General features: G+C 40.9%; 21 protein-coding genes. 6 read left to right on the forward strand and 15 right to left on the reverse strand.

Annotated elements, in window-relative coordinates; translation table 11 throughout:
* Positions 1-39 precede the first annotated feature (39 nt).
* The 11 genes from CCY97_RS01455 to rpe all read right to left on the reverse strand — a co-directional run bounded on the left by CCY97_RS01455 (position 40) and on the right by rpe (position 12,361).
* Complete coding sequence (locus CCY97_RS01455; RefSeq protein ID WP_112063722.1) at positions 40-2,172, reverse strand: carbon starvation CstA family protein; 2,133 nt, start codon at positions 2,170-2,172, stop codon at positions 40-42.
* A 196-nt stretch (positions 2,173-2,368) separates the two neighbouring features.
* Complete coding sequence (locus tag CCY97_RS01460; RefSeq protein ID WP_112063723.1) at positions 2,369-4,636, reverse strand: TonB-dependent receptor; 2,268 nt, start codon at positions 4,634-4,636, stop codon at positions 2,369-2,371.
* Between the two features lie 167 nt (positions 4,637-4,803).
* Positions 4,804-5,349, reverse strand: coding sequence for a hypothetical protein (locus CCY97_RS01465; protein WP_181562782.1), 546 nt, complete (start codon positions 5,347-5,349; stop codon positions 4,804-4,806).
* Positions 5,350-5,372: 23 nt separating this feature from the next.
* Positions 5,373-5,633: a hypothetical protein gene (locus tag CCY97_RS01470; RefSeq protein ID WP_112063725.1), complete on the reverse strand. Its 261-nt coding sequence runs from the start codon at positions 5,631-5,633 to the stop codon at positions 5,373-5,375.
* Between the two features lie 166 nt (positions 5,634-5,799).
* On the reverse strand, positions 5,800-6,429 hold the full coding sequence (locus tag CCY97_RS01475; protein WP_146744488.1) for a class I SAM-dependent methyltransferase: 630 nt from the start codon (positions 6,427-6,429) through the stop codon (positions 5,800-5,802).
* Between the two features lie 152 nt (positions 6,430-6,581).
* Entirely contained in the window at positions 6,582-7,856 is a 1,275-nt protein-coding gene (locus CCY97_RS01480) for a metallophosphoesterase (RefSeq protein WP_112063727.1), read from the reverse strand.
* 9 nt (positions 7,857-7,865) lie between these two features.
* Positions 7,866-8,651, reverse strand: a complete 786-nt coding sequence (locus CCY97_RS01485; RefSeq protein WP_112063728.1) for a 3'-5' exonuclease — start codon at positions 8,649-8,651, stop codon at positions 7,866-7,868.
* A complete protein-coding gene (gene metG / locus CCY97_RS01490; RefSeq protein WP_112063729.1) occupies positions 8,652-10,598 on the reverse strand; it encodes a methionine--tRNA ligase in 1,947 nt (648 codons plus the stop codon).
* Between the two features lie 13 nt (positions 10,599-10,611).
* Positions 10,612-10,833 (reverse strand): hypothetical protein, encoded by a 222-nt coding sequence (locus CCY97_RS01495; RefSeq protein ID WP_112063730.1) that lies wholly within the window; start codon positions 10,831-10,833, stop codon positions 10,612-10,614.
* Positions 10,833-11,678 (reverse strand): class 1 fructose-bisphosphatase, encoded by an 846-nt coding sequence (locus CCY97_RS01500; protein ID WP_112063731.1) that lies wholly within the window; start codon positions 11,676-11,678, stop codon positions 10,833-10,835. Before CCY97_RS01500 ends, CCY97_RS01495 begins: the two co-directional genes overlap by 1 nt.
* A gap of 41 nt (positions 11,679-11,719) precedes the next feature.
* Positions 11,720-12,361, reverse strand: coding sequence for a ribulose-phosphate 3-epimerase (gene rpe / locus CCY97_RS01505; RefSeq protein WP_112063798.1), 642 nt, complete (start codon positions 12,359-12,361; stop codon positions 11,720-11,722).
* Positions 12,362-12,597: 236 nt separating this feature from the next.
* Here rpe and CCY97_RS01510 point away from each other — a divergent pair, with 236 nt between their 5' ends.
* On the forward strand, positions 12,598-13,977 hold the full coding sequence (locus tag CCY97_RS01510) for a glycosyltransferase family 2 protein (RefSeq protein WP_112063732.1): 1,380 nt from the start codon (positions 12,598-12,600) through the stop codon (positions 13,975-13,977).
* A gap of 125 nt (positions 13,978-14,102) precedes the next feature.
* The gene (moaA, locus tag CCY97_RS01515; RefSeq protein ID WP_112063733.1) at positions 14,103-15,068 is read left to right on the forward strand and encodes a GTP 3',8-cyclase MoaA; all 966 of its coding nucleotides are present in this window, start codon (positions 14,103-14,105) and stop codon (positions 15,066-15,068) included.
* A gap of 32 nt (positions 15,069-15,100) precedes the next feature.
* On the opposite strand, the gene lon is transcribed toward moaA, so the two are convergent.
* A complete protein-coding gene (gene lon / locus CCY97_RS01520) occupies positions 15,101-17,464 on the reverse strand; it encodes an endopeptidase La (protein WP_112063734.1) in 2,364 nt (787 codons plus the stop codon).
* A gap of 27 nt (positions 17,465-17,491) precedes the next feature.
* On the reverse strand, positions 17,492-18,106 hold the full coding sequence (gene bamD / locus CCY97_RS01525; protein WP_112063799.1) for an outer membrane protein assembly factor BamD: 615 nt from the start codon (positions 18,104-18,106) through the stop codon (positions 17,492-17,494).
* Positions 18,107-18,345: 239 nt separating this feature from the next.
* On the opposite strand from bamD, the gene fliW reads away from it, so the two are divergent.
* The 4 genes from fliW to CCY97_RS01545 are packed head-to-tail and all read left to right on the forward strand — an operon-like array spanning position 18,346 to position 22,722.
* Positions 18,346-18,795 (forward strand): flagellar assembly protein FliW, encoded by a 450-nt coding sequence (gene fliW / locus CCY97_RS01530; protein WP_112063735.1) that lies wholly within the window; start codon positions 18,346-18,348, stop codon positions 18,793-18,795.
* A gap of 45 nt (positions 18,796-18,840) precedes the next feature.
* Positions 18,841-19,701 carry a pyrroline-5-carboxylate reductase gene (locus tag CCY97_RS01535; protein ID WP_112063736.1) on the forward strand — a complete coding sequence of 287 codons (861 nt, stop codon included), beginning with the start codon at positions 18,841-18,843 and terminating at the stop codon, positions 19,699-19,701.
* Positions 19,702-19,704: 3 nt separating this feature from the next.
* Positions 19,705-21,111 (forward strand): cytochrome c oxidase accessory protein CcoG, encoded by a 1,407-nt coding sequence (gene ccoG, locus CCY97_RS01540; RefSeq protein WP_112063737.1) that lies wholly within the window; start codon positions 19,705-19,707, stop codon positions 21,109-21,111.
* Between the two features lie 9 nt (positions 21,112-21,120).
* Positions 21,121-22,722: an ATP-binding cassette domain-containing protein gene (locus CCY97_RS01545; protein ID WP_112063738.1), complete on the forward strand. Its 1,602-nt coding sequence runs from the start codon at positions 21,121-21,123 to the stop codon at positions 22,720-22,722.
* Positions 22,723-22,770: 48 nt separating this feature from the next.
* On the opposite strand, the gene bioD is transcribed toward CCY97_RS01545, so the two are convergent.
* Both bioD and CCY97_RS01555 read right to left on the reverse strand, forming a co-directional pair.
* The gene (gene bioD, locus CCY97_RS01550; RefSeq protein ID WP_112063739.1) at positions 22,771-23,406 is read right to left on the reverse strand and encodes a dethiobiotin synthase; all 636 of its coding nucleotides are present in this window, start codon (positions 23,404-23,406) and stop codon (positions 22,771-22,773) included.
* Positions 23,390-24,145 (reverse strand): outer membrane beta-barrel protein, encoded by a 756-nt coding sequence (locus CCY97_RS01555; RefSeq protein ID WP_112063740.1) that lies wholly within the window; start codon positions 24,143-24,145, stop codon positions 23,390-23,392. Before CCY97_RS01555 ends, bioD begins: the two co-directional genes overlap by 17 nt.
* Position 24,146 lies beyond the last annotated feature (1 nt).

Below are 24,146 nucleotides of genomic sequence, written 5' to 3' on the forward strand. Positions count from 1 at the left end.
CGGCTATCAACCCCGCCTTAGCCTGATAGCTATACCAGCTTAATGTACTCTTGCCATCTTGCCTTCATAATCACTTGCCTTGCGATAAGGTGTCTGCGCTAGAGGGATTGTATTTGTTCCTTGAGTGCATCTTAGGCAGATTCTCACACATTGGATAAGCACAAGACAGGTTACAAACATAAAAAACGCACACAAACACGCATTTATAAGATTATTTGTAGCAAGCGTTTGGAATCTCTCTACCAAAACCATATCTGGCATAGCCTTTGCAAGCTCTGCTGCTGCCTTCGCACTATTGTTCTGCCAAAGCGCTATATGACTTACTGCATCATGCACCCTCTCTCCATTAGCTGGCAAGAGTTTGAGCACGCCGGCATAAAGTGTGCTTATTAGCACCCAAGTAGCCGGGAGAATAGCTACCCACGCTTGCTTGCCCTTACCCATTTTGAACAACACGACTATCACTGTAAGCAGTGCCATTCCAGACAACATCTGGTTTGAGACACCAAAGAGTGTCCAGAGGGATTTGATTCCTCCTTGTGGGTCTGTAACACCTTGATAGAGGATATATCCCCAGCCTGCCACACAGAGTAAAGTCGCCACAATCCCCCAGCCAAGAGATTGGATATTGCCCATTGGCTTATAGACATTGCCTAATACATCTTGCACCATAAAACGCCCAGCTCTTGTACCTGCATCTACAGCCGTAAGAATAAATAACGCCTCAAAGAGAATCGCGAAGTGGTACCAAAACGCCATCGAACCCGCATTAAAAAGCGGTACTTGTGAAATGATAAGAGCCAAACCAATAGCAAATGTCGGTGCACCGCCTGTGCGAGAGAGTATATTCTCCTCTCCTATATCATTTGCCATACTTAAGATTGCCTGTGGCTCTATCACAAATCCCCAATTGCTGATAGTCTGTGCAGCGATTATCGCCGCTTCACCTACATCTTTAATCCCAGCAGTGCCAAGCCCAGCCGGTGCAACATTAATAGCAAAATAAAGCCCGGGAGTAAGAATCACTGCCGCAATAAGTGCCATCACTGCCACGGCAGATTCCATGATCATAGCTCCATAGCCTACCATTCTTGCATGCGATTCTTTCTCTAGCATCTTTGGACTCGTGCCACTTGAAATAAGTGCGTGGAATCCACTGATAGCCCCGCACGCTATTGTGATGAACAAAAACGGAAAAAGCTGCCCGCTAAATACAGGTCCAGTGCCATCGACAAACTTTGTAGTAGCGCTAAACTCTACCTCAGGTGCCACGATGAGAATCCCCCCAGCCATCAGCACAATCACACCGATTTTCAAGAATGTACTCAAATAATCTCTTGGTGCTAGCAAGAACCACACAGGCAAGATAGCCGCTACAAAGCCATAGACTATCATCACATAAGTAAGCGTTACAGGACTTAGCTTAAAAAAGCTAGAAAGTGTAGGATCGCTTGCGACTTCTGCTCCATAAATAAGTGCCAGTATAAGCAATACAAACCCTATAATGCTTGCCTCACCTATCTTCCCAGGACGTAAAAATCGCATATGGATTCCCATATAAATAGCTATCGGGATAGTCATAGTGATAGTAAAAAGCCCCCAAGGCGACTGGGCAAGTGCATTGACAACCACAAGAGATAAAATCGCAATAATAAGCAGCATAATCCCTAAGATGCCAAGCATAGCAATAGAGCCAACCCCTCTTCCAAGTTCAAGCTTGATAATCTCGCCCAAACTCTTTCCATTGCGCCTGGTAGAGATAAAAAGCACCGTGAAATCATGCACAGCCCCTGCTAGCACCACACCCACGACAATCCATATCATTGAAGGCAGGTAGCCCATCTGTGCGGCTAAAATAGGACCTACCAAAGGACCAGCACCAGCAATAGCAGCAAAGTGATGGCCAAAAAGCACGATTTTATTCGTGGGCACGAAATCACGTCCATCATTATTGACAACTGCGGGTGTAGCCCGAGTATCATCAAGCCCCAAAACCTTATATGCAATATATTTTGAGTAGTACCGATACCCTATGGCATAGATACATACTGCAGCTACTACAAGCCAAATAGCCGAGATACTCTCTCCTGTATGCAGTGCCAAAACACCAAAACAATACGCACCCAAAGCTGCTACAAATGCCCATAGTAGAATGCTCACTGTTTTACCCATAAGCTCACTCCTTGTATGAAATTTCAGATGAGCTTCCATTCTAGCGACTTTTGAGGTTTTCTTGTAGAAAGCTTAAGCAATATCAAGGACAAGCAAGCAAGATTGTAACAATCAAAACCATGTAAGAGATTTGTTTGTATGTGTAGGGGGGGTAAGCTAAGATTCTTAAACTCAAAGAATCTAGCCTGAGATAAATCTAAAACTCATAAGTAAGAGAGAGATAGTATCTCCTGCCTTCTCGTATATAGTTGTAGGCATTGGCATATTGGGTGGTGACCTTCCCATTGTTAGAAGCTTGGTATGCGGTGAAGTCCAAAAAATCCACATCAAATAAATTGTAGATAGCAAAATTCACTCTTATGCCTTTCATCTCGTTGAGATTTATCCCCAGATGCGTAAGATAGATTGGCTTATAAAACTCACCTAGCGCTGCAGCCGGAGTTAGAGCTACATTGGGATTGCCCCTGTAGATATGCGTCTTTATCTCCTGTCTTATGTATGCGCCAAAATAGGAGTTAGAGTAGTTCAACGAGCCATTAAAACTATGTCGAGGTACATTCACAAATCTTTCACCTGTATTGGCTCCAGAGCTTGATCGATTTTTTGACTGGGTGAATGTATATGCTGTGCTTAAGCCAAGATTTCCTATACCTATAGAGACAGGCTTTATATCAAGCGAAGTCTCTAGCCCATAGCTTACTGCCTGACCAACATTAACATACATAGTACATCCCATCTCAGCATTACACGTATGTCTACCGATCTGAGAACCATTACTTGTTCGCTGAGTACTAGTGATTTTATTTACGAAAAGTGAGTAGAAGCCTGTGAGCGCAAAAGAAAAGACATCATTTTCGCTGATAGCCGAAAGCTCGTAGTTAGTACTGCTCTCTGGCTTAAGGTTAGGGTCTCCATAAATAGGCACTGTGCCTTGGCGAGTGAGATTAGCCACACCATCTACAAGCTGTGAGAGTGCTGGAGATTTATAGCCTGTACTTACTCCACCTTTAAGAGTGAGATAATCTGGCACTATCTTATAAGCGACATATGCACGAGGAGATATATTGCTGCCAAATATCGAATTGAAGTTCGCTCTTGCACCAAGTGTGAGAAATACCCTATCCCAACCTATAAACTCGCCTTCACCAAAAAGAGCGCCAATATGCTGTATTTGCTTTGCTTTACCACCTGTAACTTGGAAAAGCTTATCATTAAATCTGTTATACCAATAGCGCGCACCAAGAGAGATATTTGCGCCAAAGGATTCTGAAAGATTGAGATAAGTATTGATTTTATGATCGAGGATAATATCTTCATTCTCTAACTCTCTGCTATCACCAGCTGCTACGCCGTTCCTAACTTTAGTGCCGCCTTTAAAAACTTCATTTGTGATAAATCTGTCGTGATTGGTCGTGAGGTTGTAAGTGATTGCACTATCAGTCTTGAATGTGCTAAAGAGCCCATCAGAATCCACATAACTCCCCTTATGAGCCAAGACAACATTAGACCGTGAGAAAACCATCCTCTCGGCATAACCAGCTTCTGCCTTAGCGTATTGGGGGTTTATAAATTTATTAAAAGTGCCAAGCAATCCTAGCGAGTTATCATAAGTCTGCCTTGAGTAATCCACATCCAAATACATTCTTTGCTTTGCCTCGCCTGCAACAGAATCAAGCGAGTGCCAACTGAGGCGAGAGCCGAGGTTATAGCTTGTAAAAGGCGCAAGTCCGACGATAGTGTTACGAAGTGCGCCATCAGCCAACCCTCTTGGCTGTCTCCCGCTTGCTAAGGAGACTTGCTTGAGATCTTCAGACTTCACAGAATCCCTATCATAGATTCTGCCTCGTAGTGTCAGCCCCCAGTTCTTTGCTTGATTGAGCGGACCTGCTGTGTAGAGATTAAAACTCTTGGTGTCACCAAAATACTTTTTCTCTTGCAATGTGTAATCCACACCAACACTTGCACTCCACTTCTCAAAACTATCTTTTGTAATGACATTCACCACCCCGCCTATAGCATCACTTCCATACAAAGTAGAGGCAGGACCGCGTATAACTTCAATCCTTTTGATAGCACCTAGAGGCGGCATGAAGCTTGTGATAGATTGAGAAAATCCATTTGGGAATAGACTTGAGTCTGCATTGACACGACGACCATCCATAAGTATAAGCGTGTAGTCACTAGGCATACCACGTATAGAGATAGAGTAGCCACCAGTCTTGCCTACACCATTATCTATACTCACACCCGGCACATTTGACAAGGCCTCTGCCAAATCACGCACGGGGCGCTTTTGTATCTCTTGCGGATCGACAATGCTTACACTCGCAGGGGCGACTTCAAGCTCTTGCTCTATACCACCTGCCGTAACGACGCTTCTTTGCAATCGCACATTTTCCTCTGTGTCATCAGCACCAACAAGCGAACTTATCAAAACAATTGCAAATATATGTTTTTGGGACATCCATTATCCTTTTTAAATAATTATGAGAATGATTACCTTATGAATAATCGGGGCTGATGCTAGTTTATTTGAGTTAATGTTTGGTAAAAATTAGCAAGAAATCTCATCAAAATCAGGATGCTCAGAATGTGGGGTTGAATAAATTGCTTGGTCTTGTTTTATGGATATTACTTTATGAGACACTTTAGAAGTTGTTTGGTTTTGGTTTTAAGAAAAGACAAAAGTTTTCTTGCTCTGCTAACTGTAGTAGCATCAGTGCTAACCACACCACGCATAAAGTCATGCCCACCGAAAAGATTCTTATCACGCATAAGAATCTTGCAGCTGTAAGGCAAAAACGGGTCAAAGTTTTGCGGAAAAGCGTAAGAAGCAGAGAGTATCTTATAGTCTTTATCCTCGACAAGATCAATGATGTATCTATTGATATGGGATTCATCGTGCCATTGAGCGATGATACCATTTGACAAATCTTTCTCAATACGCTCTTTCAAAACCTCTACAAGTTCTAAATAGGCTTGTGTCTTGCCACCATTCACACCACCACGCACATAATATTTACCAACACCATAAGGAATATAGGCAAGACTTAGGGGATTGCGCTCATAGGTGAAATCATCTACCCTAGCGCCTAAAAGCTTGTCGTTTATACCATTGACAAACACTAGATCTTGCTCTATTGGTAGAAACTCCTCGCCAATCTCTTCCAAAAACACAGCATTTGCATTAAAAAAATAGATTACCCCCCCCCCTCTAGTTGTTTTTTGATGCTAGAGAACATCGCAAAACGCATAAGCGTATTGTATGGCCAACCAAGATTTTCTTGGTGGATTCTATGTATGCGTGGGCATTGGGATTCGTAATACAGACTTGGTGCATCAGTGAAGACAAAATAATGTTTTTCATACTTTGGCAAAAATCTTCTCTCACAGCTTTCAAAGAAATCTTCCCAAAATACCGTGTATTTGCCTATACAGATATACAGAATGGATATTTTCATATTTTGCCTTGTGTTGATAAGCAGGATTAGGCTTTAGTTGAGAGTAAAAACATACTCAAAAAATATTTAAACAGAGATAAGAATCAAAACCATGCTTATTGCCCTAGTCTTGCTGGGTTTCTCTATACTTTTTTTAAGTTTTATCACTTGTGGAGCTGTTGGGGTTTTAGCAATACACAAATTCCAAAAACGGCGGTGGTGTTTTGGAATTATAAACAAGATGTAATCCCTGATTTAGTGAAAGAAAAGCATAATCTGCATTGACTCTTTTTGTGAGAATACTCAAACTTTGCGCGGTATGGATGGATATATGCCCATTTCGTGGAGCAATATACCACCAATTTATTCCAATATCTTGGATATTAGAAGGCAAAAGAAGCGTAGAAAACAAAGCAAGACCATTACTCCGAAGCAACCCTAACATTTCTTGGTGTGTTTGGAAGGGCATATGCGTATGTTCTATCACCTCAAAAGACATAATAAAATCATATTTTTTGTTGGGTTTTGATTTGTATTTGGTATCAAAACTATCATAACCATCAACCTTGTAGCCACTTTGACGCAGCAAATGCAGCATTGCTCCATTTCCGCAGCCAAAATCTAGCATTTCTAAATTCACACTAAGATGAAGATTCCTAATAAAACTCGCATTAGCCTTTGGTCGCTCTAGTACATAATCTGGGTCATAATCAATATATTCTTTGTTGTAGATTAATTCACTAAAATCTTGCTCTCTCCAAGAATCACAAACTGTTGTAAAAATAAATCCACATTGCATACAGCGATAATAATACACAGGAATACCACTTAACCCCCCCCCCCGTTAGATGATTCAAGCAATTCTTATTAAAATCACACACTCCCCACAAAAGTGCTTGACCCAAACAACACTTGCAGGCCGTTTTTTGAGGATAAACTGCATACATCAAAACAAACCCTTGGGTAAATCTAGCTCTTTAGTCGTATAAGGGTGATTTCAGATTCTGTCCCTACACGCATTGGAGGCCCCCAGTAGCCTGTACCTTGATTGATATAAAGCCAAGTTTTAAGGGATTTGCCCAAAGTTAGCTCAAAAAGCCCTTTTATATGCGGCTGTTGCAACAAAACAAGCAGTGAAAATGGAAAAATCTGCCCGCCATGTGTATGACCACTCAGAATAAGCGAGAGATTTTCAAGCAGCTGTGGCTGCTTGAAAGCAAGGGTATTGAGCTCATCTATAATCTTTGGTTGATGGGAGAGCAGAATAATTGGTATTTGGGAATCTTTCAACTCGCTTTCTTTGTAAGCACTCTTGGGATGGGGGTTTAAAAAGCTACTTAACATCTTAGCTTTGGATAATGCTTCTTTGAGATTTGGTTTGAGATCCAGATGCGCAAATGCCTCCCTCACACCTACCAAATCCCTTATACCCACAATAATTATCTCCCCACTTTGTGTCCGTACTTTTGATGCATCATTCTCAAGTACTACAAAACCAAAGCTTTTGAGTTTCTGCATTATAGCTTTGGCATCATGGAAATACTCATGATTGCCCAAGACATAATACACTCCATAGCGTGCAGAAAGATTTTTGAGCTCATCAACGGCCCCAAGCACATTTTGTAGTTGTGAATCTACAATATCACCTGTCAGGAAGACAAAATCAGGCTCCAATGCATTGCTGCTTGCAACTATTTGGCGCACATGTGTGGATTCTACAAGTCCTCCTATATGTATATCGCTAAGCTGAACTATTTTGAGCTCATCTTGCAATCCTTGTATCCGAAGGCTTATCTCATGCACTTGTGGATAGCGGGTACCGTTTATAATCGCATAGATGACAAACACAAGGGCCAAAACCCCCATAAACCTCCTAAGGTAGAATCTCGCCTTTGTGCGCGATTTTTTCACCTTCATAAAAATAATACCAAGCGAACAAAGCTGATAGAGCACAGTAACAACAAACAAGCAAAACACCACACCCACACTCAAAGACACTAAGAAATAAAGCGCTTGGGAAGCAATGCTTGAACGCATGAAAATAAAATACAAAATACAGCCAACCATATTCATAAGACTTATTACAAGCCAAAATGACCTAAAAAGCCTGCTTGTAGCTAGGCCTTTCAAAAATGCCTTATAAACATAGAGGTGTAGCAGTAAGCACAATAAAATTCCAAGCGCTGGGAAATAGAAATTTTGCATTTGCAATACTGGTATGGTCGTATCTGCTGAACTATCCATCAAAGCTCCTTATGTATGGTGCGAGCATCCCTTACTAAAATCAATCAGATCCTGCACGCTTATAAGAGAATCTGGAAAGTGCAATGAGGCTATCTTATAAATCTCTAGTGCAGTGAGCGCATCAGCATATGCTCTGTGGCTTATAGGGGTATTAATCCCTAAAAATTCATTCAAAAAACTCAGTTTGTAGCGAGGAGCAGGAATAGTCCTACGCGCAAGATCTATCGTGCATATCTTTGGGCATAAAAGCCCGGGGATTTTATGTTTGCTAAAAGCATTATCCAAAAACGCATAGTCAAAATCCACATTATGGGCTACAAAAATACAATCCTGCAAAAAGACTCTAAATTTTGTAAGTACGCAGAGACAAGAAGGTGCGTTTGAGAGATCCTCTTGGGTGATACCCGTAAGCTGTGTAATGTCCTCAGGCACAAAAGGTGCATAAACATAGCTCTCAAAAGAATCTATGATCTTGCCATTGTGGTATTTGATAGCGCCAATTTCTATAAGCTCGCCATCTTTTTTGATAGCACCGGTAGTCTCAATATCCACAAAGCATAATGTGGCATCTTGCAAAGACAATCTTTGCGTGCTAAGAAATACTTTATTTTGCTGCTCGATGATAGGGAATCCAAATGCGCGTAAAATCTCATACTGCACATTTATATCACCACAAAACCCATCAATACCAGAAAGATACTCTTCAAAAACCTGCTTATCGAGTGGGGAATCCTGCAGTTTGTCTAAAAGAGAGCCAACTTGTAGCAAAAAATTCCTCTCTCCTACATCTCTCATTTAAGAGATCCTGCTCCCAACGACTTTTTTATCTTCCACACCTAGTAGGCTCAAGCCAGATTCATCACTCACGCTTAAAATCATCCCCTCGCTTAATAGCCCCATAAGCTTCACGGGTTTGAGGTTTGCCACGACACATACCTGCCTACCTACCAAATCTTGTGGGTTATAAAACTTAGCGATTCCAGAGAGAATCTGTCTTGGCTTTGCTTCACCCAAATCCACCAAAAAGCACAGTAATTTCTCGCTCTTCTGGACATTTTTGCATTCTAAAACCACACCTACGCGCAAATCTAGTTTTTTAAATTCATCAATGCTAACTTGGGGCTGCTCTGTGTGCTGCTGTTTATCTTGCTTTTGGTTTTGTTCCTGTAGTTCCACTCTAGGGAAAAGCGGAGGAATCTTTATGAGGGTAAATTCTGACACCAGATTGGGTTGTAAAACAAACTGTCCAAAACTTTGCGCATTTATCTGCTTGCCTAGCGCATTTGCAATCTTCTCAGCAGACTTTGGCATTACAGGATACAGACAAAGTGCGACTTTGTATAAGATATTTGCTACCAATACAAAAAGTGCTTGGGCTACTTGTATCTTTCCTTCTTTGATGAGCTTCCAAGGCTCATAGGCGCTAATACTAGTATTTGCGAGACTAAGAATTTCCCAAAGCCTTTCTAATGCGCTGTGGGGCTGCATATCATTCATAGCATTCTCATACTGCACAAGCTTTTGCTCTAAAAGCTGCGCTTCTTTTGGATAAAGCTCTAAGATTTTTTCGCTTTCAAGCTTGAATGCACAGTATTTCTCGGCCATACCTTGCAAGCGATTGAGCAAATTCCCAATGTCATTGCCCAAATCAGAATTGATCCTTTCAACCAAAGCTCTCTTGCTAAAATCCCCATCTTGACCAAAAGGTACTTCCCTAACAAGAAAATAGCGCAAAACTTCTAAGCCATATTGTTCTGCTATATGTCGCGGATTTATTACATTCCCCACGCTTTTACTCATCTTGCTTCCCTCGCATAACCACCAACCATGCGCATAGATATGTTTTGGTAATGGCAAGCCAAGGCTGAGCAAAAACGCAGGCCAATACACTGCATGGAAACGCAAAATATCCTTTCCTACGATATGCGTAGCATTTCCCCAAAACTCATGAGCAAAACTGGAATCTGCTACCTTCAAGCCAAGCTCAGTTCTCGCACAAGATCTATCGCTACACTCCACACCATAGCCAAGCGCACTGATATAGCTTACAAGCGCATCAAGCCACACATAGAGTATATGCTTGCTTTCTGCTAATTCCTTTGGCAATGGCACGCCCCATGTAAAACTCGTGCGAGTGATTGAAAGATCGTGCAGACCAGATTCCACAAAGCGCACAACTTCATTGTATTTATGGATAGGCCTGATGACATCCTTGCAATCCCTATACCATTCTAATAGCTGCTCTTGGTAGCGCGAGAGAGCAAAAAAATAGCTCTCCTCCTCTATAATACTCACTTCCTTGCCACAATCTGGACATTTCTGCTCTACCACCTGACTTTTAGTGAAATGCGTCTCACACGAAACACAGTAATACCCCTCATACTGCCCCTTATAGATATCACCTTTGTTATACATCACCATGAAAGCACTTTGTGCACTAAGACAGTGTTTAGGATTGGTAGTACGCACGAAATAATCAAAATCTATCCCAAATTCCTCCCACAATCGCTTAAATTCAAGGCTTATAGAATCTGCAAACTGCTGCGGACTGAGATTGCGCTTTTTTGCAGAGAGCTCTATCTTCTGTCCATGTTCATCTGTGCCAGCCAATAAAAACACTTCCTCTGCATGCAAGGAACGAAACTTTTTGAGCATATCACAAAGGATTGTTGTGTAAGCATGGCCGATATGTGCCACATCATTGACATAATAGATTGGCGAGGTGATGTAAGTTTTTTTCATTCACTTTCCCTTATTAATTAAAATCAAAAGCTCCCTCTTGTCCTTTGCTCAGGCTCTCATATACAGCTTTTACATATTCTTTGCGCTTTGGGCACTCTAGAAATTCCGCGCAAGGCATACAAGAGCTTAGGGAATGCGCCTTTTGGCACTCTTGCAAACTTACACTTCTATCACGCAAAGCTTGCTCATAAATATCATCATTACCAGAATCTTGGATACTCTGCTCTTGTGTCATTATTTGCCTCCTGTATACATGCTTTTAAGAAATGCCATCTCATCATTGCTACCAAAAAAACATGGAGTAGTGTCATGGATATGCTCTACTTCTAAGTCCAAAAGTCGCCTCTCTCCATCGCTAGCACACCCGCCACTAAGCTCATAGATAAATGCGAATGGAAACACTTCAAAGAGCTTACGCAGCTTGCCGTTTTTCGCATCGCTTGTAGCAGGATAGCTAAACAACCCTCCGCCCTTTACAAGAATCTGGTGCAAATCAGGCACCATACCACCAGAATAGCGCAGTCTATAGCCTCTAGCAAACAGCGAATCTACCATTGTTTTATGCTTTGATTCCCAATTGGCTTGCGTACCACCGGGTGCATTTATCTTGCCGCTATTTTTTAATCTCAACTCCCCAATCTCTACCCACTCACCTCCGCAATAGCGAAAGTGCAAGACCTTCTTATACGCCAAGACAAGCTCTAGTCTTGGCCCATAGAGAGCATAGGCAGAGGCTATAAGGTTTCTGGCCGCTAGTTTCTCTTGGTAGATTCCAAAGATACTCCCCACGCTCAAATTACTATCCACCAGAGAAGAGCCATCAAGTGGATCATATGCTACTATCAAGTTCTGCGTGCTCTCTTTATATACAACCTCTTGCTTCTCTTCGCTACATACACCCTTCACACAGGCCAATGCCAAGAGATTATCCTCAAGCAATCTGTCTGCTTGCACATCCACTTGCAACTGTACATCACCACTAGAATTATGAGACTGAAGGTAGGCAGTTGAAGGATTTTTCAAAAGAGTATCAATTCCAACCACACTTCTCTTAAGTACTTCAAAGACTTTCTCAACCATAAACAACTTCCTCTTAGGCATTTGCCCGGGATTGTAGCAGGCTAGACCTTAAGACTAGCTACCGCACTTGCGTAATTCTCATGGCCAAAGATATAGCTCCCGGCCACGACAATATCTGCTCCGCTTGTTTTTAACAACGCGATGTTTTTATCACTCACACCTCCATCTACCTCTAGCAAACACTCTGGAGCTATGCAATCGCGCATTTTAGCAAGCTCAGATAGTTTTGTGGCTACATAGGGAAGAAAGCTCTGCCCGCCAAATCCGGGATTGACACTCATAAGCAGCACCAAATCCAGCTTAGGCAAGATATAGCGCAAGCTCTCAATATGTGTATGAGGATTTAGTACCACACCAGCCTTTATACCCTGTGATTTAATCAAGCCAATAAGCCTATCCAAATGTACCACCTCCTCGATATGCACGCTCAAAATAGAGGGCTTTAGTGGCGCAAACTGCTGGACGAAAAATTCTGTATTTTTTGTCATCAGATGTATATCTAGGGGCTTTGTAGAAATCTGGGCGATCTTTTCAACGACCAAAGGACCAATCGTAAGATTTGGCACAAAATGTCCATCCATCACATCAATATGCAAAAAATCACAGCCACTTTTGCATATAGCCTCGATTTCTTGCCTGAGATTCAAAAAATCCGCCGACAGTAGACTGGGCGCTACAAGCATTTTTTTCATGATTCTCCTTTATTTTTAGCAAACACCCTACATTGCTTAGCAAGGCTTGTATCTTGAGAGTTTTGATGATTTAGGATAGCTTGCAAGAGACACAGGGGTCACTGGCAAGAATATATAGCGCAATATGCCTTTGTGGGAAGTAAAAGCCTGCATTGTAGCAAATCTGGTAATATTTTTTCGTCCAATCCCTCTGCTCAAACAACCCAAACAAAAGGAATCTTTAGAATATGTCAAATAACCAATCACTTCAAGAATCTACAGCCTTCCATCAATCCATAGGTGTCGTCATCCCAATCTACAATGTAGCTCCTTACTTAAGAGAATGTCTTGATTCTGTAATCAATCAGACTTATAAGAATCTGCATGTAGTTTTAGTCAATGATGGAAGCACTGATGGAAGTTTAGAAATAGCAAAAGAATATGTTTTAAAAGATTCTCGCTTTGTCCTCTTAGATAAAGAAAATGGAGGATTAAGTGAAGCAAGAAATACTGGGATTGATTACTTTACCAATAAGTTAGATTTACATATAGGGGGGGGGGATAATAGAAACCCAAAATATATTTTTGGAAACAATACTTCTTTAGGTTCAAATAACGCTTTTAGGAAACCAAACACTTCCACACAATCAAATCCTTACAGAATAAAACAAATCTTTTCAGCACAAAGAGATTCTTGTAACCAAACCTCTTTGTATTCAGAATCTTTACAAGACAAGCACTCTGCTCCTCCAGAAATTGATTACATTATTTTTTTGGATTCAGATGATTATTGGAGAGAAGATTGTGTACAGGAGTGTCTCAAAGCCTTTGCAGATTCTAAAGCTCAAGGCAAGCAAGCAGAAGTTGTCATGATCAATTACTATAGTTTCTCTGGAGAGAAGCCCAATCAAACATTCTACACTTGGACTTGGAACCATCATATGGGCTTTACCCAGCAATGCACCATCACCCCCAGCCAATTTGTACAACATATACAAGGCCATTTTGCTTTTGGATGGCGAGGCATGATTGACTTTCATTTTCTACAAGAGATTGGACTTTACTTTTTAGCAGGCGTGCTTTATGAAGATACAAATTTTGGAATCATGCTGTTCTTACAAGCCAAAAATATCCACGTCATTATGGAAAAACTCTACTACTACAGAATCCGCGAAAATAGCATCACCACAAGTGTCACCACAGCCCCGAGCGCATATCTCAAAACACTGAGCGAAAGCTTTGATAATCCCAAACAATTTAACACTTACAAAAGTGCTAGCAGTTGGTTTTTATTGAGTTTACAGCTCATAGATTTCTGTGAGACTTTGCAAGATAAGATTCTTCGTGCACAGTTATTACAAAAGATATTTCCATACTATTTTTCTCAAAGCCTTTTAATCTTTGAATCCACAAGAGACCCTCTGCTTTTGCGAGAAAAACTACCACTACTTATTTCTTGTGCTAGAACCTGCAAACTTCCGCTATACCAAAGAATAATTATCCGCTATCCGTCCTTAGCACTCTTGATGATAACCTTGCAGAAATTCTACAAATCCATAACGATGCTTACATTCAGATCCTTAAGGTTAGCAAAGAGGATACTCAAAGCTCTGCTCAGACTAAAATAATTTCAAAATCAAATATAATCAATTCCTGTGTCCCAAAGAATTTTAATGAGTTTTTTGCCACGATATGTTGTATCATTCGCGCTAGATTCTCACACATGAACTAATTTCACACACAAAGGCTTTGGATGTTGGTGGATACATTCGGGCGTAAGATTGATTATTTACGCGTTTCGCTTACAAAGCAGTGTAACTTTCGTTGTGTTTATTGTATGCCTGATACTCCTGAAGATTTCTTTGACAAAACTGCGCTGCCGCTTCCCAAACTTTTAGAATTTATTAAAATTGCTCTTGATAATGGTATCACTAAGATTCGCCTCACCGGCGGAGAACCTCTTTTGAAAGGCAATATTACGGAGTTTATCGCTGGCATTTATGGGCATAACCCAAATACACAGCTCGCACTTACAACGAATGGATTCTTACTAGTAAATTTTGCAGAAGAGCTAAAGCAGGCAGGACTAAAGCAAATAAATGTTTCATTAGATTCTCTCAAAAGAGATCGCGTTATAACAATCTCTAAAAGAGACGCTTTGCCTCGCGTTTTGGAAGGGATAGAGCGCGCGCAAGAAGTGGGACTAAAAATAAAGCTCAATATGGTGGCGCTGAAATACACCCAAGATGAAATCTTAGATATGCTTGAATTTGCTAAGGCTCGCGGGATAACCTTGCGTTATATTGAATTTATGGAAAATGTGCATGCCAAAGAGAATCTTCTTTCGCTAACTGCACAAGAGATTTTAGAAATTATTTCCTCTCGCTACGATTTCACACCCGTAGAAAAAGAGAATGTTACTCCAGCAAAACTCTGGCAGATAAAGGGCAAATCTGATAAGAACTATGTCTTTGGTATCATTGCGCCACATGAGGATGATTTCTGTAGTAGCTGCAACAGAATCCGCCTCACTAGTGATGGGATACTTTGTCCTTGTCTGTTCTATCAGGATTCCATAAATGTGCGTGAAGCGATTTTAAATGGCGATAAAGCCGAAATGGAAAGACTGCTAAAACTTGGAGTATTTAACAAACCCGAAAAGAACCAGTGGGTAGAAAAAACCATATCACAAAGAGCTTTTTACTACACAGGCGGATAAATCCAATCTTTTAGTTCTATACCTAAAACTCCTTAAACCAACACTTTCTTGAGTACTTCTCTTATAGTTTTGACACCTATAATCTGCAGATTTTCTAGCACTTCCTTGTCCATATCCTCTAAATCGCGCTCGTAGTTTTTCTGCGGAATCAATACTGTTTTTATCTTTGCTTTGTATGCAGCTATGAGCTTTTCCTTCAAGCCGCCTATTGGCAAGATAGCTCCCGTAAGGGTGAGCTCGCCTGTCATAGCAATATCAGCTCTTACATAAGAATCAGAAAGAATGGAAGCTATTGCACAAGCCATAGTTATACCTGCGCTTGGACCATCTTTAGGCGTGGCACCTTCTGGGATATGCAAATGCACATTGTAGAGATTATAGATTTGCATGTCTTTGTCTATTGTTTTGTCTTTGGGCTGCAAGATTTTCTGATCAAAGAGCGTTTTAATCACAGAATGCGCGATTTTGGCAGATTCTTTCATCACATCGCCTAGACTTCCTGTGAGAGTAAGCTCGCCTTTGCCTTTGATCTTGATAGCTTCGATTTTAAGCACATCGCCACCTACTGTAGTCCATGCGAGTCCATTGGTGACACCTATCTTGTTTTGCTTATCTGCTTCCTCGATTTCAAAAACAATCTTGTCAAGGAATTGCTTGAGATTGCGCGGAGTAACGGTGATTTTTGAATGCTTACTAGAATCTAGTCTTACAATTTCTTTGGCACTTTTGCGCATTATCGTAGCAATCACTCTGCGCAAGCCTCTTACGCCTGCTTCTCTGGTGTATTTTTCGATAATCTGTTTTAGCGCTAGGGTGGAGATTGTAACTTCTTTGCGTTTTAGCGCGTGCTTTTCTAGCTCTTGGGGAATAAGATACTTACGAGCAATCTGGAATTTCTCTTCAGGTGTATAACTGGTAAGCTCTATGAACTCCATTCTATCGCGCAATGGAGCAGGAATAGTGCTTATATCATTTGCAGTAGCTATGAAAATGATTTGGGATAAGTCCAGATTGAAGTTTGTGTAGTAATCCCTGAATGCAGTATTTTGCTCGGGATCAAGAATCTCTAGCAGTGCGCTTGTAGGGTCACCTCTGTAGCTTTTGCCAACTTTATCGATTTCATCCAGCACGACGACTGGATTCATTTCCTTTGCTTCAATAAGTCCTTGTGTGATTCTGCCGGGCATCGCACCTATGTAAGTACGTCTGTGTCCTCGCAGTTCATTTACATCCTCTAATCCACCAAGGGCTATCCGCACAAGTTGGCGCTTCGTGGCTTTAGCTATGGAGTTTGCAAGGCTGGTTTTTCCCACACCTGGGGGTCCATAAAAGCATAGAATTGTGCCTTTGTGGTTTTTAGAATCTTTCTTGCGATGAAGCGCTAGTTCACGAACTGCAAAATATTCCACTATACGTTCTTTTGGTTTATGCAGCGAATAATGGTCAGAATCTAACTGCTTTTGCAAAGAGCTTATAGAAATCTTGGTTTTAGAGACTTTGTCAAAAGGGATTTCAAGACACCACTCGATATAGTTTTGCAACAAGTTTGCATCAGCGCTATCTTGGTGCATACGACTTAGGCGATCGATTTGCTTTTTTATCTCTTTGTAGGCATCTTCTCCCATAGAAGCTTTGAGAGATTCTATTTTGTCTCTATAGCGTTGAATCTCTTCATCTTTTGGGCTTTCACCTAATTCTTTTTGGATAAGTTTTAGTTGCTCCTTGAGGAAATATTCTTTATTGATTTGCTCCATTTTGTCATGGACTTTGGACTTTATCTCTTTTTGGATTCTCTGGGCTTGGATTTCCTCCATCACATATTCGATTATCAACTCCAAACGCTCAGGTATGCTGTCCTTAGCAAAAAGTGTGTAGGCGAGGTCTTTTTTTAATCGCATACTAGAGGCTACAAGATCGATGATTCTATTTGGCTCGTGGTTGTCTTCGATGGTCTTTAATAAATCTGGTGGAAAGCGCTGGCTAATATTTGCTAGAACTCTTACTTTTTCTCTGAGAATCTCAAGGAGTGCATTTGCGGTATTTTCCTCATAGGGCTTGTATGAGATGGTATCAATGAGTGCTTCTGTAGGATTGTCATTAGTTATTTTGAGAATCTTGGCACGATAGAGTCCTTGGAATAATAGTTTTGTTTTGCCATCAGGCATGGCGACTTTACGCATTATAGAGCCCAAAACACCCACATTATAAAGACTATTATCAGCTGTCTCTTGTGGCGAAGCTATGAGGATAAGGTCGTTGCCATTCATGGCTTTATCGACAGCCTGGATATTTTCATTATCGTTTATATATATGGGCGCAATCATAAACGGATAGATAAAGAGATCATCTTGCACAAGGATAGGCACAATAATGGGGAATTGGATATTTTCTTTCATGATTTAAACCTTAAAAGTTATGGTTGCTTACCAATTGAAGATTCTCACATACCAAGGCATATAAGAAGATTTGATTTTGATTCCTTCTAAAATCTCTCTATTACGTGAGAGATAGTCCTCCGCTGCTTCCTTCTTACCTTTGCGCTTATAGACACTGGCTATGGATTCGTTAAGTTCGTTTTCTCCAAGTTTGAATTTGATATAGACATATTCTACAAATGGTGTATAACGGCTTTTTGGGAATGTTTCGAGATATTCTTCAATGTCATCTATTGAGCGATAGACAAAATCTTGGTCTTTTGCGTAGTTTTTGAATCCATGATAGTTGGCAAGTATTTTCAAATACCCCAAGTAATCATGTTCATTGAAAGCAGAGAAACGTTTGGAGTATTCATCAAGATAAAAGCTTGCGAGCAAATATTCCTCTTTATCCACATGTGCTTGGGCTAGGATCAGCATAGCTTCAGGCAAAAGAGGCGAATTTATATGTTCAGATTGCAATGACGAGAAATAAGAATCGGCCCCTTCAAGATTCCCGAAATTGATTTCTTTTAATATACTCTCATACCAATACATCGCTGGCTTGTTATATTCGAGCTCTTTTTTTGAACATGCACTAAAGAGAAGCAAGCAGATAAACATGAGATTTATAGATAAGGATTTTATGAGAGTAGGGTTTATTACGACATTCATTGAGATTAAGGATTCCTTAGAGTGATAAAGTACCAAAGATCAGGCGCCAGAAACAAAAGCAGGCATTATACACAAAGACTATCATTTAACAAAACCAAAAAGCTTTTTGTGGTAGAATCGGCGCTCTTTGGAACAAGGGGTTTCAAAGACCTCTTAAGCCCATCTGTACGGATATACGAGGAGAGAGAATGCTTTTTGAAATCAAGTCACCCATTTTGGGATTTGAGCATGCCAAACAAATGAAGCTTGAGCGCATAGATGATGTGTTTCTAAAAATCAGTAATGCTAGCGATCAAGAAAATAATATCCCATCATTTACTTTGATAAACCCTTTTGCTCTGCGCGAATACGAATTTGAAATACCAACATCCCTAGAGCTTCTCCTTGATTTGCCAAATTGTAAAAATATGCTCATAGCAAACATTATGGTGCTTTCGCGACCACTAGAGGATTCTACGATAAACTTCCTTGCGCCATTGCTTTTCAACTTCGATAATAGGACAATGGCACAAGTCGTTTTGGACAGCATGCAATATCCACAATACTCGCTCGCAGAATCCTTTAAACTCTACTGTCAGCCAAATAAAGAAAATATGGAACTCAAAGATTTCAAACCCATCAGATCAAAGCAGTCATAAGCACAACTCCACCAGTAATGCTCTCATTGATCCCAAGGAACAAAGATGACTAAGATACTCGTAGTCGGCTATGGAAATATGGCACATGCCATTGTAAAAGCACTTTTACTTGCTAACAACAGACATATTTTTGTTACAGGACGCAATGAGGCAAAGGTGCTTGCGTTTTGTAATAGCTTTACTAGCACCCAAAATTTCGTTGTAAATCCTTTCAAAAACACGCGAGATTCTCAGCATAGAGAAGTCTTGGATTTAGAAACTTTTGATGAAGTACTGCTATGCATCAAGCCCTATGGGTTTAGCAGCTTTGTGTATCAGGGTGCAAGAGGGATTGTATATAGCGTGATGGCAGGTGTTTGCGTAGCACAGCTTAGAGATTATTTCAAAGAGGCAGAGGCTCTTGTACGGATTATGCCAAATATTGGGGCATTCAATGCACAATCCGCAAGCTGTGTCTATATAGACAATCAAAAACATCCCGCTCAAGATAAAAATGACAAAATACGCCAAAAAGTCGCAGGCTTTATCCAAAGCTTTGGGAACTGCGTATTTGTAGATAATGAAAATCTGATTAATGCTTCTATTGCTACAAGTGGGAGTTCTCCAGCATTTTTAGCGCTTGTCGCACAAAGTCTGATAGATTGCGGTGTATATAGTGGCCTCAGTCTTGAGCAGTCCCAATTACTTGTGAAACAGACTTTCAAAGGATTTAGCGCATTACTAGAAAAAAAGACTCCACAAAAAATTATAGAATCTGTCACAAGCCCTTCAGGCACTACTTCTCGTGGATTAGCTTGCTTAGAGAGACATGGTGTAAGAGGAATATTTATCCAAGCTGGGCTAGATTCTATTTCACGCGCTGAGGAATTAGCCAACACTTCAGAATACAAAGACACCAAGGAATAATTAATGAAAGAAATCTACTACCGCAAAAAGCGCTATCTTATTTATGTTTTAGCGGCAATTTTTTTTCTCACCATGCCCTTTATAACCATCAATGGCAACCATATCTTTTTGCTTTCTTTTGAAAAAGGGGAGTTCCATCTCCTAGGTACGCTATTTAATATGCAAGAGCTGTATCTGCTGCCGTTTTTGCTTATTTTGCTTTTTGTTGGGATATTTTTTATTACGACTTTAGCTGGGAGAATGTGGTGCGGCTGGGCGTGTCCGCAGACTATTTTTCGCGTGATATATAGAGATTTATTACAAACAAAGATTTTTGGCCTACGCAAAAAAATCGCCAACAAACAGCAAAAAATGGTACTAGATACTTTTACTAAGCGTATCAAGGCGACTTTGGCATTTATGATAATCATCTGCTTGTGTCTTATGGCAAGCGCTAGCTTGATGTTTTTTTTCACTCCGCCTAGTGATTTCTTTGTCTATATACAAAATCCTAGAGAGCATAATATTCTCATGTTCTTTTGGCTAAGTTTTGGGCTGTTTTTTGCGATAGATATTGCCTTCATCCAAGAAAATTTTTGTGTGTATATTTGCCCTTATTCTCGCGTGCAAAGTGTGCTTTATGATAATGATACGATTATGCCAATTTACAACTCCAATCGTGGTGGAACAATCTATACTGATGATGGTATGAAAATCACCCAGAAGCTGAAATGGAGCAATCCAAGTGCTGAATGTGTAGAGTGTGAGCAATGTGTGAAAGTCTGCCCCACGCATATTGATATTCGCAAAGGCATGCAGCTAGAGTGTATCAATTGCCTTGAATGTGTTGATGCTTGTACAGGCGTGATGGCTAAATACAATAAACCAAGTCTTGTGAGCTGGAGCTCTCCAACCTCTATAAACACAAATAACAGAGTACGCTACATCAGACTCAAGACTGTTGGCTATATGGTTGTTTTGCTTGCGACTTTTATAGCGCTTCTTTTTGTAAGAAGCAATAAAGAAGGGATGCTTTTGAATGTTAATACCACTGCTGAAGTTTATAAGATTAGGCCGCAGGGTGTGGATAATACCTATCGTGTACTTTTGAACAACACAGACTCCAAAGCCCACGAATTTTTCTTAAAAATAGAGAATCCCTCTGTGGATTCAGATATTGCCTCAAAGCTTGAAATTATCACTCCTAAAAAGCCGCTCAAACTCCAGGCGGGGCAAAAATCCATGCAAGTAGTTACAGTCCGAATGAAAGCAAACACCCAAGCGAGCCCAAAGGGTGATACAAACTATCCTTTCATTATCAAATCCTATGCTATCGATGATGAAGAATACATCTTTGCAAAACGCAAAGTAAACTTCATCTATCCTAGCAAACAGATAATAGACCAACATTTGCAGAAATCCAAAAATTAAGGAATCTTCATGCTCCAAACAATCAATCTAACAATGCGCTACCCGACAAAAAAGCTTTTTGAAGATGTCAGTATCACACTAGATTCCGGGAAACGTTATGGACTTATTGGTGCAAATGGCGCAGGTAAAAGCACTTTTCTGAAAATACTCAGTGGAGAGTATGAGCCAAGCAGTGGTGAGGTGGTGATACTTAATAACGCGCGCTTAGGAGTTCTAGGGCAAGACCAGTATGCTTTTGAAAGTCTTAGTCTCAAAGATGCGGTTTTGGTAGGCAATAAGCGGCTTTATGATGCCCTAAAGCGCAAAGAATGGCTGTATGCTAATGCAGACTTAAGCGATGAGGCTGTGAATAATGAACTCAGTGAGTTAGAGATAGTTTGCGCAGAAGAAGATCCACTGTATGAATGCGAGGTGGTGATTGAAAAGATTTTAGAGGATTTGGGATTCCCAGCGCATACGCACCAAGACTTGATGTCAAGCCTTACAGGCGGGGATAAGTTTAAAATCCTGCTTGCGCAAGTGCTTTTTCCAAAGCCTGATATTTTACTGCTTGATGAGCCTACCAATAACCTTGATTTGCCATCTATTGCGTGGCTAGAAGACAATCTCAAACGCCACGAAGGCACACTTGTAGTCATCAGCCACGATAGGCATTTTTTAAACAGCGTTTGCACGCATATTTTAGATATGGATTTTGGCGGGGTGCGTGAGTTTAGCGGGAATTATGATGATTGGTATATCGCAAGCACTCTTATTTCTAAGCAGCAAGAAGCTGAGCGCAATAAAAAGCTCAAAGAAAAAGAGGAGCTAGAAAACTTTATCCGTCGCTTCTCAGCTAATGCAAGCAAGGCAAAGCAAGCTACTTCAAGACAAAAGCAGCTAGAAAAGCTTGATATAGCAAGTCTGAAGGTAAGCTCAAGGCGCGATCCTAGCATTATTTTTAAGCCAAACCGCACCATTGGCAACGAAGCCTTAGAATGCGAAAATATCTCTAAAAGCTATGGGGACAAAAAGGTACTAGATTCTGTCAGTCTCAAAATCTTGCCAGGTGATAAAATCGCGCTTATTGGACCAAATGGCGTGGGCAAAAGCACTTTGTTACAAATACTAGTAGAGGAGCTCAAAGCCGATAGTGGCATGGTGAAGTGGGGTGCGACTATCCACAGAAGCTATTTCCCCCAAAATGTCAGCGAGCAGATAAAGGGGGAGGAGAGCTTGTATGAGTGGCTAAGAGGCTTTGATAAGAAAAAAGAGAGTGGCGAGATACGCAATGCGCTAGGGCGTATGCTTTTTAGCGGGGAGGAGCAAGAAAAGAGCATAAGTGCATTAAGCGGGGGCGAGAAGCACAGAATGGTGCTAAGCAAGATAATGCTAGAGGGCGGGAATTTCTTAGTGCTTGATGAGCCTACAAACCATCTGGATTTGGAATCTATCATCGCGCTTGGTGAGGCTCTGTATAAGTTTAGTGGGAATGTGATATGTGTAAGCCACGATAGAGAGCTTATTGATGCTTTTGCAAATCGCATTATCGAGCTTGTCTTAGATTCTGAGAATAATGGCGCTAAAGTGATTGATTTTCGCGGAAGCTATGAGGAGTATCTCAATAGATAGAGGAGATAGAATCTGAGCCAAATAGCTGCTATCTGCCAGAGAATCTCATCAAAAACCCTGCTTTATAAGAGAATCTTTCAATCTCAAGGCTTTCTCTCCAAAGTCTTGGCTAAATTCCTCAAAATGCGCGATTTTCACTCCACAATACTGCAGAATAAAACTATCAAACTCCTCTTTATACGGGCTACTACACCCACTCACTACAAGCCCTAGAAGCTTAATGTCTTGTGCTAATAAAGCTTTGGTAGTAAGCAAGATATGATTTATGCCGCCCAGATAATAGCCCCCCACCAAGAGCACAGGAAGCTTATGGTGCAAGAGAAAGTCAATCATGCAGTTTTGGGAATCCAGCGGTGTATAAAGACCCCCTGCGGTCTCTATAAGTAGTCTTTCATGGGATTCTATTTCTGGCAGTGCAATATCTGCCATAGCATAGTCTTTGTTTTCAAGTTTCTTAGCAATATGTGGTGAGAGAGGGTTGTGTAAAGTTATAGCATTTGGATATATCTTGGTGTGTGGGGAAAGGAGGGATATGGTATCTCTATCTTGTGGTGAGCCTGCTTGGATAGGCTTGAAGTATGAAAAATTAAAGGCAAAGCAAAGCGCAGCACACACAGAAGTCTTACCGACACCAGTATGTGCCCCGACTACTGCTATATAAGGGAGATTAGAAATTATAGACATAGCTCATATAAAAGCTATGTAGGCGTCTCATTGTGGTTGTAGTGGTCATAGGAGCTTGTGAAAGTTGCGCCGCCATACCATTAAATTTTGATAACAAAGGCGAAGGCCCGCTGCCTTTAAATATTTCAGCATCGAGTATATGGAATTTCACCCCAAACTCTACTCCATGACTTTGCTTGATCACGCCTCGGAATCCCAGGTTTATTATCGTTTGGAAATTAAACAAGGATTCTTGTCCGCTTGGCTTGTATTCCTTGCCATTTGCTATCCACGTTTCTGCTCCTATGCCTACGCCTACAAAGACACCAAAGCTATGGTCATCATTCACAACGAAGTTACGCAAAAAATCAGTACCTACCCCATAATCGACAACATGAGTGTAATATCCCTTCCCAGTGCCTATAAATATAGAATTTGTATCGATCTGTGGTTGTTGTTGGCCAAACCGTCTAAATGCATCTGCTTTGACATCTTGCATCTTGCCATAGCTGTATCCGCCATACAGATACCAGCGCATACCATACTTCTTGCTTTCACCAAAGAAAGTTTTGTATCCAGCCTTGAGCATAAATCCCGGCAAATTATTGCTCGCTAAGATTTTGCCTATTGGCTGAACGTCTTGCGTAAATTCTGTGTAAGAACTTCCTACATCAATCCCAATATACCCGCCTTTCTCTTCACTAAAAACACAACTTGTAATTAAGGCAAACAAACTAAAAACTCTCAAATAAGCTCTCATT

Source organism: Helicobacter sp. 10-6591 (assembly GCF_003288805.1).
Lineage (GTDB): Bacteria > Campylobacterota > Campylobacteria > Campylobacterales > Helicobacteraceae > Helicobacter_F.